A 13,600-nucleotide genomic window follows, 5' to 3' on the forward strand; every position below is an offset into this window, starting at 1 on the left:
TGTGATCCTATTTCGAGCGACTGCCTGCCGGTTCACCCTTGAGGCGGACCATGACGATTTTCGGATCCTCGCCAACGCGCTCGACCTCGACAATGCCGGATGCCTCGACCAGATCGGAGAGACGGGGAAACCCGTAGTTGCGAGCGTCGAAGTCCGGAGCCTGCTTTGCCAGGTGTGCGCCAACGCGAGCGAGATTGGCGCGGCCGTCCTCGTCCGCCGAAGCGATTACAGCCTTCGTCAGCATGTCGAGCGCCGTGCGATCGAGAGCAGCTTTTGCTGGGGCCGGCTTAGCCGCTGCTACCGCTTTTGGCGCGGCGATGGTTTCGGCTTCCTTCGGTTCGACGGCCGCGTTGAGCACGTCGAAATAGACGAACTTGTCGCAAGCCGTAATGAAGGGGCGGGGCGTCTTACGTTCGCCGAACCCATAGACGGTGACGCCCTGCTCACGGATGCGCGAGGCGAGGCGGGCAAAGTCGCTATCGCTTGAGACGATGCAGAAGCCGGAGAAGCGGCCGGTATAGAGCAGGTCCATCGCGTCGATAATCATCGCGCCATCGGTCGCGTTCTTCCCGGTCGTATAGGCGAACTGCTGGACCGGCTGAATCGAGTGTTCGAGCAGGCATTCCTTCCAGCCGTTGAGGTTCGGCTTGGTCCAGTCGCCATAGATGCGCTTGACGCTGGCGCTGCCATAGTTGGCGATCTCGGCCAGCAGGCCGGTGATAATTTTCGGCGTGGCGTTGTCGCCGTCGATCAACAGCGCCAGCGTGGCAGCATTATCCATTACCATAGCCCATTGTCTCCTCTTTCCGGTTGAAGCCGAGGTTATCAGGTTTCGGTGAGGGAGGGGAGCACGAACGGTGCGAGCCTTGAAATCTTGGGGTTTCGGAGTCACATTGGGGGCTTCAGTCAGATAGCAGAGAGCTTGCCGCAGCGCCACACCGTAGGCATTCGAGAGCGGAGCGAGCAGTGTTTCAAGGGCGCACTTACGAGTTACTGCGTAACTCAGGGCGCTGATCGGAGATCAGAGAAGGCAGAACGTGCATTGGCGATCTATCATTTAAGCATGAAACCCGTGGCGCGCGGCAAAGGCCGCAGCGCTGTTGCGGCCGTCGCTTATCGCTCTGCCGAAAAGCTGACCAATGAGCGCGATGGGATCACGCATGATTTCACGCACAAGAAGGGCGTGGAGCATTCTGAAATCGTGCTGCCCGAAGGCGTGGTTGCCGAATGGGCGCGAGATCGATCGGCTTTGTGGAATGCCGCCGAGAAAGCCGAGGTTCGCAAGGACGCCCGCGTGGCCCGCGAGTTCGAGATTGCGCTACCGCATGAATTGACAGCCGAGCAGCGGCTTGAGGCAACGCGAGAGTTCGCCCAGGACTTGGCGAACCGCTATGGCGCAGCGGTGGATTTTGCCATCCATGTCCCGAATGGCGATACCGACATTCGCAACCATCATGCGCATGTGATGATGACGACGCGGCAGGTTACGGCCGATGGGCTTGGCGACAAGACCTATATCGAGCGGGAAAACAAGTGGCTGCTGTCGAACGATCTGCCGACTTCGCATATGCAGCTCCGCGACATTCGCCAGTCGTGGGAGCAGATGGCGAACGAGCGGCTTGCCATGGCGGGGCTGGATATTCGGATTGACCATCGCTCGCATTCGGAGCGTGGCCTTGCACTGGTGCCGACCGAGCATATGGGCGTTCATGCCACGCAGATGGAGCGGCGCGGTCAGGATGTCGATCGGGCGCGGCTGGACGCGGAGGCGGCGCAGCGCAATGCCGAGATCATCCGGGAGAAGCCCGAACAGGTTCTGACCCTCATCAGCGGTGAAAAGAGCGTGTTCGACCGGCACGATATCGCGCGGGCGCTGCATCGCTATATCAACGATGACATTGGAGAGTTTAGAGACGCCTTTGCCAAGGTGATGGCATCGCCGGCCCTGGTCGAGCTTCAGGCCGAGCGTGCGGACCCGGCGACGGGCGAGATCGAGCTTGCCCGCTATTCGACGCGCGAAATGGTGGGGATCGAATCCGGTCTGGCGGTTTCTGCCGAGCGGATGCACCAGGCGCGCAACCATGGTGTCGATCGCCGGCATATCGAGCGGGCCATAGAGCGCCAGGACGCCGCCATTCAGCAGAGCGCCGGCGATCCGGTCGCGCGGCTTTCGGACGAGCAGCGGGCGGCGATCGAGCATGTCACCGGCCGGGAGCGGATCGCGGTCGTTGTCGGCTTCGCCGGCGCTGGCAAGAGCACGATGCTGGCGGCCGCCCGGGAGGCGTGGGAGGCAGAGGGTTATACCGTCCATGGGGCGGCGCTGTCGGGCAAGGCGGCCGAGGGCCTGGAGGAATCTTCGGGCATCTGGAGCCGCACCTTGGCGTCATGGTCCCGCGGTTGGGAGAACGACCGGGGTCAGCTCAACCGCGGCGACGTGTTCGTCATCGACGAGGCGGGCATGGTGGGGAGCCGGCAGCTTGCCCGGTTCGTGGGCGAGGCCGAGGAGCGCGGCGCGAAGATCGTTCTCGTTGGCGATCATGAGCAGTTGCAGGCGATCGGCGCCGGCGCACCCTTCCGCGCGATTGCCGAGCAGATCGGCCATGCCGAACTTTCCGAAATCCGCCGGCAGCGCGTGGACTGGCAGCGCGAGGCGTCGGTGTCGTTTGCCACCCATAAGACGGCCGAGGGGCTGGCCGCCTATCGGCAGCATGGCGATATCCGGCTTAGCGACAGTCAGGACGGTGCGCGCAGCGAGATCGTGCGCGATTACCTTGCCGATCGCGAGCAGCGTCCGGACGGCACAAGGGTTGCCATGGCGCACCGCCGCGCCGATGTTCGGGCCATCAATGACGAGATCAGGACCGCCCTGCAGGAGCGCGGCGTACTGGCGCAGGGTGACGCTGCAGGGGAGGTTATATTCCAGACCAATGACGGCAAACGGGCGTTCGCGCCGGGCGACCGGATCGTGTTTCTGGAAAACAATCGCGACCTGGGCGTGAAGAACGGCATGCTTGGCACGGTCGATCACGTCGAGGCCGGCCGATCGGGTGCCGGCCCCATGATGGTGGCGCAGCTCGACGGCAAGAGTGACACGATCAGCATTCCGATGAGCGCCTATCAGGCCATCGACCACGGCTATGCGACCACGATCCACAAGAACCAGGGCGCGACGGTCGATCGCGCCTTTGTGCTGGCGTCGGGCACGATGGACCGGCATCTGACCTATGTTGCCATGACCCGGCATCGCGACGGGGCGCAGCTCTATGCCGGCATGGACGAGTTCACCGACCGTCGCGCCGGCCGGCTGGTCGAGCATGGGACCGCCCCCTATGAGAACAACCCGAAAAACCGCGACAGCTATTATGTGACGCTGGAAACCGAGGCCAGCAAGCAACACACGATTTGGGGCGTGGACCTCGAACGGGCGATGAAGGAGGCTGCGCCGCAGGTTGGGGACAAGATCGGGCTTGAGCATGACGGGTCGCAAACGGTGCGGCTTCCGGACGGCGGGATGGCCGAGCGCCATACATGGAAGGTGCAAAGCGCTGACGAGCTGGCGCTGAGGCAGCTCGAAAACCGTCTCAGTCGATCAGGCGTGAAGGAAACGACGCTCGATTATGCCGGCGAATTTGCCGAACGGCGCGGGCTTTCCGAGCGGTTCGGGATCAAGAGCGATATTGAAATCCGTCCGGACCGGGAGGCGACGGCGGAGCGCAGCGAGGGACGTTCCCTTGCGCGCGGATCTTCGCAAAAAGTGGGCGAAGATCCGCGCCCGGAAAATCGTGCTGAGGATCTCGCTCAGGATCGTGGCGACGATCGGCAGCAGCGCAGCCGGTTCGCGGGGTTGAAATTCGGGCGCGGCGCGACGGCCGAGCGGCCACAGCAGGACCGTGCCGCCGAGAAAGGTCCGCATATGGACCCGGAACGCCCGCAGCAGGCCGAGAAGCCACGGCGCGGTATGTTCGACGGCCTCAAGCTCGACGCCGGCCGTGGGGCTTCCCAGGAGCGCAGCGAGCGGCTGGCGCCGGCGCAAGATCGGCAGGCCGATCGTTTGCGCCGCATGTCCGGTTTCGAGCAGTCGATTGACCGCTTCGCCCGTGCTTGGAGCGCTGTCGAGCGGCAGGACCGGCAGGGGCTTCCGGTTCTGGAAGGCCAGAAAGCCGAATTGCAGCAGGCGGGCCAGCAGTTCGATCAGCTGCGGCCGGGAGCGTCCCGCCTGGTGATATCGGCCATGCAATATGATCCACAGACCGAGCGCGCCATGCACGAGCTTTCCGGCCGGGAGCGGGTTGGCCAGCTCGTTCAAGGCATGGACCGGGAGCGTGCCTTGCAGGCCGACCCGAACGTCAGGGCCGATCGGCTCATCAATACGTGGCAGGAGCTACAGAGCGAGCGCCAGGCGCTTCGCGGCTGGCAGCATGACGAGGCGCGCGGCCAGGTCGAGGGGCGAATGCGCAAAGTCGCCGGCAGCATCGAGCGCGACCCGCAGGTTGAATCCATCGTGCGCAGCCGCGCCCAGGAACTCGGCATAACTTCGCTTCAGCGGGATCAGAAAATCACCCAGCAGATGGAACAGCAGCTTACCCGGGGCCGCGACCTCGGGCTTGAACGATAAGGAGCAGGCATGACGGACGACGACGGGGAGCCATTCGAGCCGGGAAACATCGACCGCCAGGGGGACGAGGACCCGGCGCAGGCGTTCGCGGCGCTACGCCGGACGGTCGAGACGCAGGGCGCGCAGATCGGCGCGGAGATGACCGTCATCCGCAGGGGTGTGGAAGCGGCGTTCGACCAGCTGGATAGATTCCAGCAGCCGGCCGACTACAGCACGGACCTTGGTCAGATCGTCCAGCAGCTCAGCATCGTCGCCCAGAATCTTGAAGCCGTCGAGAAATCGCCCATCCTGAAAAATGGGCCGGAGCATTATGCCCGCGCGCTCGAGCGCAGCGGCGAGAGCCTGGTGAAGACGGCCGCGCAGCAGCTCCAGAACGAGAGCCGCGATTTGCAGCGGGTAGCGCACGAGCTGACCGGCCATCTCGACAGCGCCCGGGAGCGCCATATCCAGAACCGCTATCTGTGGGGGATCGGTGCGGCAGGCGTCGTCGGCGGCATCCTTGCGACCCTGTTCCTGCCGGCAGTGCTGCCGTTTTCGGCCGCGCCGCTTGTGGCCAGCTTCGTCATGGGGGATACGCCATGGCAGGCTGGCATGAGCTTGATGGATTTTGCCAGCACAGCGGATTTTAGAAGGGTCGCGGCGGCCGACCAGCTCATTGCAGCGAACAAGGCCGAGGTGGCGGCGTGCCGCGAAGCAGCGGCCAAGGCCGGCGAGGATCAGAAATGCACGATCACAGTGGTAGCGCCGGTACAGCCATAGAAGCGATTTGAATTGCTGGCGACGGTCAACCGTGACCTATGTAGTCGCCTATTGATCTAACCTGAAAAATTCAGTGCGCCCCGAAGGCGCGTATCACCAGTGGAGGAAGGTTCCACCCAGATAGTAGTCGATTGGTCTGGTAGCTGACGAGCGGCTCGGTCGGGCAACTGACCGGGTCGAAGCCTCGTGACAAAGGCCGCCTTGGGCGGTTGAGCAATCCGATGGGCCGCAACGTGAGTGAAGCCTGAGCAGGCCTCGAAAGTGATGATGTGGATGCCGACCCGCCTGAATTTCGGGGAAGGCCGCGCGAACGGGGAAGCAATCGACATGTGCACCCGTTCGATCCGCCGGGGTAATGGGCACGGCACGTCGGAAGGGTGATACGGGTAACGGGGGAGACCCGCTCGGCATGAGGGTAGCGGCCTCAACGCAGCCGTCAGGGCGGCGGTGCCGGTGGGAGTCGGACAGGGTCATAATACCGCTGAAGCCGGGTAATGCCGGTGGAGGGAAGGGCCCTGACTTCTGGTGTGCTTTTGACGTTGGTGAGGAGGGGGTGATTGGCGATGAGCCTCGAAACACCCGAAAAGATCAGGAACCTTCAGAGGAAGCTGTACCGTAAGGCGAAGGCGGAGCCCGCTTTCCGCTTCTACGTGCTCTACGACAAGATCTGCCGTGAGGACATGCTGCGCCATGCCTATGCGCTGGCCCGCGCCAATGCGGGTTCGCCGGGCGTGGACAATGTGACCTTCGCGAAGATCGAGGCTGAAGGCGCGGAGAGGTGGCTGGCGGGCCTGCGCGAGGAACTTGTCTCGAAGACCTATCGGCCGCAGCCGGTGCGACGGGTGATGATCCCGAAGCCGGGGGGCGGCGAACGTCCGCTCGGCATCCCGACCATTCGGGACCGGGTGGTTCAGACCGTCGCGAAGCTGGTGCTGGAACCGATATTCGAGGCGGACTTCGAGGATGGTGCCTATGGCTATCGGCCCAGACGCAGTGGGACCGACGCAATCAAGGAAGTGCACCGGCTTGTCTGCCGGGGCCACACGGACGTGGTAGACGCCGATTTGTCGAAATACTTCGACACGATCCGCATTCGGACCTCCTCAAATCGGTGGCCCGACGCATTGTCGACCGGCACGTGCTGCGGCTGATCAAGCTGTGGCTGAAAGCGCCGATCGAAGAGCGGGACGGTGACGGGAAACGGCACGTGAGCGGTGGTAAGAGCAGCACGCGCGGCACGCCGCAAGGTGGAGTCGCAAGCCCGCTGCTCTCGGTCATCTACATGAACCGGTTCCTGAAACATTGGCGGCTCACCGGACGCGGCGAGGCGTTCCGTGCGCATGTCATCTCCTATGCCGATGACTTCGTCATCCTCAGCCGCGGGCACGCGGTCGAGGCGCTGGCGTGGACGCGGACGGTGATGACGAAACTCGGGCTGACACTCAACGAGGCCAAGACCTCGGTGAAGGATGCCCGCACGGAGCCTTTCGACTTCCTTGGCTATACGTTCGGACCTCACCGCTACCGGAAAGACGGCCATTGGTACCTGGGTGCGAGCCCATCCAAGAAGAGCGTGCAACGGATCAAAACGAAGATTGGCGATCACTTGGTAAACGGTAACAAAGAGCCGTGGCCCGTGGTCTGCACCCGGCTGAACAGGCTTCTGCGCGGCTGGTCAGGCTACTTTGGCTATGGAACACGCTTGCCGGCCTATCGAGCGGTCGACAACCACGTCTATGACCGTGTTCGCACCTTCCTGCGCAAACGGCACAAGGTGCAGGGACGCGGCACACAGCGTTTCTCCGACGACATTGTCTTCGGAAAACTTGGTGTCCTGCGTCTTCGACGCGTGCACATTGGACCGCCGCCGTGTGCCTCACGATGAAACCAGTCGGAAAGCCGGATGCGGGAAATCCGCACGTCCGGTTTGATGAGCGGGGAAGGGAAACGGAGCGATGCCAACACGGCCCAAGCCACCGCGCCCTTCCTCGACTCTACTGGCGGGTGTGGTCTCCGGGAAATGGCGCGGATCGGCGTAAGCAACCAAATCCTACGTCATTTCAATGGCTTGCACTACATCCGCCAACCCACCATGAATTTTCCGGGCTAGCAAGTCGGGGGGCTTTTTGTTTGCTCAGCGCCACAAGCCATGACCTATGTGGTCGCTAACCAAGCCAACGAGGGCGCTGCTGCTATCATCAGCGCCCTGCCGCTCATAGTATTACGACGCGTCGTCAGCAAACTCCCGGACGACCTCGAACAGGTCCGTGACTCTCCACTGCTGCGCCCTGCCGCCATTGAAGGTAAAGCCCAACCCGGGATTTCCCGGTTTGGTCACTCGCCCTTCGTTGTCCACAACTAGGGTCCGGTCGGCGACGGAGGTGATGTAGCCTGGACGGGTGATGAGGTCCCATTTCTGGGACTTCGTCGGCGTGCCCGTATATTCGGAAAGCACCAGCGGAACATTGGAGGCAATCCTTTCATTCTTGAAATCAAGGGCCAAGGCTTTGCCGCCCGCATGGAGCAGAATGGCATTCTTGCTCACATCAATATCCCAAACGAGGTTAGCGCCGTGTCCTCCACTGAGGGGCCAGAGCCCCACGGCTGCGCCGACGAACTGATCACTAACGCCCAAACCGTAGCTGGGGTTATCTAGCCACCGAATAATCTTTTCTGACATGACGCTATCCTTTCCGAAAATTGAAGCCCTTGAGTTTTAGCATGGAGGGGGTCGATTGCAGGTAACGTTTCAGATAAGGTTTGTGAAATGTGCGTTATAAAAGTGTAGTACTTGTCTTATCTTCTATCCTTGGACTTTATGTTGGAATTCGTCGCCACAGGTAACATGTCAGGACACTCTGTTGATTGCCACTGAGAAGTGACCCGGCATTGGAGTGAACCCCTCGGACTGGACCACGAGGACCTGAAAAACTGATACGCTCGATGGGCGGTGCTGTCACATTGATTTTGGCTTAACGGTTTGACGGTAAGTCAGGTTGGCATGGTCGAAGCATGCGCCACCTACAAGAACCATCGCTTCCCGATCGAAATCGTTGCTCATGCCGTCTGGCTTTATTACCGGTTCGGGCTGAGCCTGCGCGATGTTGAAGAAATGCTGCTGGAGCGGGGGATCGTCGTCTCCTAAGAGACCATCTGCCGCTGGGGAAAGAAGCACAGTCCCGATTATGCACGTCGCCTGCGCCGCAAGGCGCCATCGAAAGACGATGTCTGGCATCTTGATGAGGTAGCCGTGCGCATCAACGGCAGGCGGTGCTGGCTGTGGCGCGCCGTCGACCAGGACGGCTATGTGCTGGATGAGATCGTGCAGACCCGCCGCAATACCAAGGCGGCCAGGCGTCTGCTCATTCGTCTGCTGAAGAAGCAAGGCCTGTCGCCGAAGCGTATCGTCACCGATAAGCTGCGCTCCTATTCAGCGGCAAGACGTCAGGTCATGCCCGATATCGAGCACCGGTCGCACAAGGGCCTCAACAACCGGGCGGAGAACTCTCACCTGCCGTTTCGAAAGCGGGAGCGAATTCGGCAAGGCTTCCGCAGCATTGGCTCCCTTCAGCATTTCGTCTCCGTCTTCTCCGCCATACGCAATCTCTTTGTCCCCTCCCGCTCAAACAGGTCCGCCACGCAGATCCGAACTCACCGCCTCAATGCCATGGCAGAATGGAAGGCCGCGGCGTTGCAGATTGCCTGAAAACAGCTGTGGGCTCCGCGCGTCCACGCTTCAAACAATGTGACAGCGCCGGACCAGCATATCGCCGCAATCGGCAGAGACGGCCGGATGAAATGGCAGGTCTCCAACGGTTATGGCAAACGCTCGCTGGTCGAGACCGCCATAGGGCGATACAAGTCCACCATCGGGCGGCGTTTGCGGGCACGGTCGCTTCCCGTTCAGCAGACCGAAGTCGCCATCGGCTGCGCCGTCCTCAACCGCATGCTTGCCTGCGCACGCCCGAAATTCGCCCGCCGCAAGGCGGCCACGGCATAGTCTGCCGCTTCAAAGATCGACATCCGCTCAAGTCCGGACCCATGCACCAACGCGCGAGGGGTGGGTAATTACGGATTCTCCGCATGACTCATGCAGAAAATGAGCGTTCAGAAACTCGTACGCTACGTGGGGTGGCCTACGCGCTTACAATGTTTTAAATTAGCGCACAGGTTGCGTTCCTGCAAACGCGCTCGTAACGCAACGCAAAGGGTTTCGGACCATGGGTACTCGAATTTTCATCGCAGCAGCCTCCCTCGCCATGATGGGGACCGTCTCGTCACCTTCCGAGGCCCGCACCCTCTTCGCCAACGACGCCGCCTCCCGCACCCAGGTCCTAGCCCTGCTGGAAACGCTCAACGCCGACCTCCTCAGCCACCCAAGCGCCACCCTCACGCTGGAACGGTGGTGTGGTGAGCACGGGCTGGCGCCGGAGGCGAAGATTGTGGCCCATCGCGTGAAGGGCGACGACAAACTGCTTCCGGATAATGCCCGCCAGGCATTAGGCATCAGCGCTGACGAACCCGTGCACTACCGCCGCGTGCAGCTCGCCTGTGGCGAGCTCGTGCTCTCCGAGGCCGATAACTGGTACGTACCGTCGCGCCTCACACCCCAGATGAATCAGGTGCTCGACACCACCGACCAGCCCTTCGGGAAAGTGGTCCAGCCGCTGCACTTCCGTCGCCAGACCATTAGCGCCGACCTGCTGTGGTCGCCGCTGCCCAAGGGGTGGGAGATGGGCGCGCCGCTGCCGGCGGCGGGGAAGGGGGAGCTGGCCATTCCCCGCGAGGTGCTGCGGCACCGTGCCATCCTCTATACCGGGGTGAACCAGCCCTTCAGCCTGGTCGTGGAGACTTACACAGCCGAGGTCCTTGCCTTCGGCCGCCGCTGAAAGGCGCGAAATTTCGCGCTTCGGAGCTGCACTGGGGCCGTCGTAGTGGATCTGATGAGCCCGGAACGGGGATGTCACATTAACTCAGTAAAGAGCTTTTTCCATCGCGCCGCGCAGATTCTTGACGTAACCGGGGCAGATTACCGGGCAGTCAGGCTTGAGCGGCTTGCCTAACGAGATCCGGGAGCGGCGGAATCGACTCTTGTGTTGGTATGCCGAGGCGGTCGCCGAGATAGCGGAAGAATGAGACGTCGAGCTTGATGCAGGTCTTCATCAGGCCGAGCAGGACGTCGCGGGCGTTCTTGCCTGCCTCGCTGACGGTTCCGCCGGAGATCTTGCGCTTGGTGACGAAGGTGCGGATGTCGTTTTCCGAACCATTGGTGTGGAGTGGGATCTCGGGACGATCGAGAACGCGCAGGAGTTCATGCTTGCGGCGATGCAGCCTGGCAAGAAGCCGGTCGAGCATGACGTAGCCGGTTCGTCGTTTGAACAGGCGGTCGAAGCGCGCGCGCAGGGCCGCCGCGCGGCGCGGACAAGGAGCACGCTGGTAGCTCTTGAGGTCGCGATAGAACCACCAGATCAACTGGCGCATGATGTCGACGGGTGCTGTCACATTGATTTTGGCTTAACGGTTTGACGATAAGTCAGGTTGGCATGGTCGAAGCATGCGCCACCTACAAGAACCATCGCTTCCCGATCGAAATCGTTGCTCATGCCGTCTGGCCCGACTTGAACAGTTGGAGGTGAACGGATGGCGAACGCTGTCAGTTAAGCTATTGAATTCACTTGCCTTGAATTTCCGGCGCGAAAATGTGTGGTAACAACATTTGTGCTGTTATCGTGGTTCTGTATGGATTTGACGGCATTTATTCGCTAACAACGCTGGCATGTTTGTCGTTGAGAGAGTCGCGCGCGGCCACCGCTATCTCTACCTCGTGGAAAGTGTCCGCGACGGCAAAACCGTTCGCCAGCGCACGATAAAGGCGCTGGGCCGCAAGGATGCGCTGGTTGCCAGCGGCGAACTTGACAGATTGGCGGCCTCGATTGCGCGCCATGGCGAACGCAGCCTCATCCTGTCCGACATTGACGCGGGGCGGATTGCCTCTCGCCGCATTGGCGGTCCGCTGTTGTTCGGGCGGCTGTGGCAGCGGCTCGGGATCGGCGATGTGCTGGAAGAGGTGCTGGAGGGGCGCCAGTTCGGCTTTGCGGTGGAACGGGCGGTGTTCATTGGCACGTTGCATCGGCTGTTCGTGTCCGGCTCGGACCGCGACTGCGCGAACTGGATGGCCGATTATGGTATCGAGGGCGCCGAGGGTCTGGCGCTCCATCACTTTTACCGGGCCATGGCGTGGCTGGGCGAGGAACTCGGCGAAAAGGCGCAAGGCGCGCTGGTGGCGCGCTGCGTGAAAGACGTGATCGAGGAAAAGCTCTTCGCGCGCCGGCAGGACCTGTTCACCGACCTCAGCCTTGTGTTCATGGACACAACCTCGTTGTCCTTCCATGGCGCGGGCGGCGAGACGCTGGGCAAGCGCGGGCATTCCAAGGACTTCCGCCCCGATCTGGCGCAAATGATCCTGGCGCTGGTCGTTGATGCCGAGGGCCGGCCGATCTGCACCGAGATGGTGCCCGGCAACACCGCTGACGTGACCGTCCTGTTGCCGGTGGTCGATCGGCTGCGAACGCGCTTCGGCGTCACACGCGCCTGCGTTGTCGCCGATCGCGGCATGATCAGCGCCGATACCATCGCCGCGCTCGAAAAGCTGGGCATGGAATACATTCTGGGGGCCCGCGAACGCTCGAGCAGCGTGATCCACAACGTCGTGCTCAATGACGCGGCACCGATGGTTCCGCTCGTTCTCGAGCGCCAGCGCGGTGAAACTCAGTTGTGGGTCAAAGAGGTCAAGGTCGGTAAAGACCGCTACATTGTCAGCCGCAATGACGCCGAGGCCGAGAAGGACAAGGCCGACCGCCAGGCGATCATCGCCGGCCTCGAGGCACAGCTCAAGAAGGGCGACAAGGCACTGGTCGGCAACTCGGCCTACCGGCGTTACCTCAAGGCCAGCGGCAAGAACTTCAAGATCGATGTCGGCAAGCTTGCCGAGGAAGCCCGGTACGACGGCCTCACCGTGGTGCGGACCAACGCGAAGGTGACCCCGCTCCAGGCCGTGCTGCGGTATCGCGATTTGCTCGAGGTCGAGAGCCTGTTCCGCGCCGCCAAGGCAACCTTCAATACCCGGCCGATCTTCCACCAATCCGATGCCGCCATCCGCGGGCATGTGTTTTGCTCGTTCCTGGCGCTCGTGCTCAGCAAGGAACTGCGCCGCCTCTGCCGGGCCAAAGGCCTGACGCCCGAATGGCAGCCGCTCCTACGCGATCTCGACCGCCTCCAGGAAGCCACCATAGAAAAGGATGGTCGCATCATCACCACCAGAACCCACGTTACGGGCCAAGTGGGCAACGTCTTCAAGGCATCTGGCATCGCTCTGCCACACAACCTCGACGAACAACTCGCCTGAGATCATCCCCAAAATGTAGTGGTAACACGCGCCGGCGCGCGCCTAACGTGCTGATATAATAACATATTCTTACAGGCGGTGTTTAAGTGGGGTCTGGCTTTATTACCGGTTCGGGCTGAGCCTGCGCGATGTTGAAGAAATGCTGCTGGAGCGGGGGATCGTCGTCTCCTACGAGACCATCCGCCGCTGGGGAAAGAAGCACAGTCCCGATTATGCACGTCGCCTGCGCCGCAAGGCGCCATCGAAAGACGATGTCTGGCATCTTGATGAGGTAGCCGTGCGCATCAACGGCAGGCGGTGCTGGCTGTGGCGCGCCGTCGACCAGGACGGCTATGTGCTGGATGAGATCGTGCAGACCCGCCGCAATACCAAGGCGGCCAGGCGTCTGCTCATTCGTCTGCTGAAGAAGCAAGGCCTGTCGCCGAAGCGTATCGTCACCGATAAGCTGCGCTCCTATTCAGCGGCAAGACGTCAGGTCATGCCCGATATCGAGCACCGGTCGCACAAGGGCCTCAACAACCGGGCGGAGAACTCTCACCTGCCGTTTCGAAAGCGGGAGCGAATTCGGCAAGGCTTCCGCAGCATTGGCTCCCTTCAGCATTTCGTCTCCGTCTTCTCCGCCATACGCAATCTCTTTGTCCCCTCCCGCTCAAACAGGTCCGCCACGCAGATCCGAACTCACCGCCTCAATGCCATGGCAGAATGGAAGGCCGCGGCGTTGAAGATTGCCTGACAACAGCTGTGGGCTTCCGCGCGTCCACCCTTCAAACAATGTGACAGCGCCTCAGCCATAGCAGAGCCAAGACTGCATCATCGATTTT

General features: G+C 61.8%; 8 protein-coding genes and 4 pseudogenes. 9 read left to right on the top strand and 3 right to left on the bottom strand.

Annotated elements, in window-relative coordinates; all coding sequences use genetic code 11:
- Nucleotides 1-7 precede the first annotated feature (7 nt).
- Nucleotides 8-787, bottom strand: a complete 780-nt coding sequence (locus AC56QX_RS36935; RefSeq protein WP_497118757.1) for an NYN domain-containing protein — start codon at nucleotides 785-787, stop codon at nucleotides 8-10.
- A 255-nt stretch (nucleotides 788-1,042) separates the two neighbouring features.
- Between AC56QX_RS36935 and traA the strand changes: the two genes are divergently transcribed.
- The 4 genes and pseudogenes from traA to AC56QX_RS36955 all read left to right on the top strand — a co-directional run bounded on the left by traA (nucleotide 1,043) and on the right by AC56QX_RS36955 (nucleotide 7,259).
- On the top strand, nucleotides 1,043-4,615 hold the full coding sequence (traA, locus tag AC56QX_RS36940; protein ID WP_497118758.1) for a Ti-type conjugative transfer relaxase TraA: 3,573 nt from the start codon (nucleotides 1,043-1,045) through the stop codon (nucleotides 4,613-4,615).
- 9 nt (nucleotides 4,616-4,624) lie between these two features.
- Nucleotides 4,625-5,374: a DUF6118 family protein gene (locus tag AC56QX_RS36945; protein WP_497118759.1), complete on the top strand. Its 750-nt coding sequence runs from the start codon at nucleotides 4,625-4,627 to the stop codon at nucleotides 5,372-5,374.
- Nucleotides 5,375-6,219: 845 nt separating this feature from the next.
- Nucleotides 6,220-6,824: pseudogene (locus AC56QX_RS36950) on the top strand (reverse transcriptase domain-containing protein); the annotation flags it as partial.
- Nucleotides 6,825-6,947: 123 nt separating this feature from the next.
- Nucleotides 6,948-7,259, top strand: a complete 312-nt coding sequence (locus AC56QX_RS36955; protein WP_497118431.1) for a group II intron maturase-specific domain-containing protein — start codon at nucleotides 6,948-6,950, stop codon at nucleotides 7,257-7,259.
- Nucleotides 7,260-7,595: 336 nt separating this feature from the next.
- Here the strand turns inward: AC56QX_RS36955 and AC56QX_RS36960 are convergent, their stop codons facing one another.
- Nucleotides 7,596-8,054, bottom strand: a complete 459-nt coding sequence (locus AC56QX_RS36960; RefSeq protein ID WP_497118291.1) for an RICIN domain-containing protein — start codon at nucleotides 8,052-8,054, stop codon at nucleotides 7,596-7,598.
- Between the two features lie 332 nt (nucleotides 8,055-8,386).
- Here AC56QX_RS36960 and AC56QX_RS36965 point away from each other — a divergent pair.
- The 3 genes and pseudogenes from AC56QX_RS36965 (at nucleotide 8,387) to AC56QX_RS36975 (ending at nucleotide 10,263) form a co-directional block, all read left to right on the top strand.
- A pseudogene (locus tag AC56QX_RS36965) lies at nucleotides 8,387-9,080 on the top strand (IS6 family transposase).
- A 51-nt stretch (nucleotides 9,081-9,131) separates the two neighbouring features.
- A pseudogene (locus AC56QX_RS36970) lies at nucleotides 9,132-9,374 on the top strand (IS5/IS1182 family transposase); the annotation flags it as partial.
- Nucleotides 9,375-9,594: 220 nt separating this feature from the next.
- Nucleotides 9,595-10,263 (top strand): hypothetical protein, encoded by a 669-nt coding sequence (locus tag AC56QX_RS36975; protein ID WP_497118329.1) that lies wholly within the window; start codon nucleotides 9,595-9,597, stop codon nucleotides 10,261-10,263.
- A gap of 151 nt (nucleotides 10,264-10,414) precedes the next feature.
- Here AC56QX_RS36975 and AC56QX_RS36980 read toward each other — a convergent pair.
- Nucleotides 10,415-10,858, bottom strand: a pseudogene (locus AC56QX_RS36980) (IS66 family transposase); the annotation flags it as partial.
- Between the two features lie 292 nt (nucleotides 10,859-11,150).
- On the opposite strand from AC56QX_RS36980, the gene AC56QX_RS36985 reads away from it, so the two are divergent.
- On the top strand, nucleotides 11,151-12,779 hold the full coding sequence (locus AC56QX_RS36985) for an IS1634 family transposase (protein ID WP_497112866.1): 1,629 nt from the start codon (nucleotides 11,151-11,153) through the stop codon (nucleotides 12,777-12,779).
- Nucleotides 12,780-12,834: 55 nt separating this feature from the next.
- Nucleotides 12,835-13,512 (top strand): IS6 family transposase, encoded by a 678-nt coding sequence (locus tag AC56QX_RS36990; RefSeq protein ID WP_497118868.1) that lies wholly within the window; start codon nucleotides 12,835-12,837, stop codon nucleotides 13,510-13,512.
- Nucleotides 13,513-13,600 lie beyond the last annotated feature (88 nt).

The organism is Mesorhizobium sp. RCAM 06353, assembly GCF_059683585.1.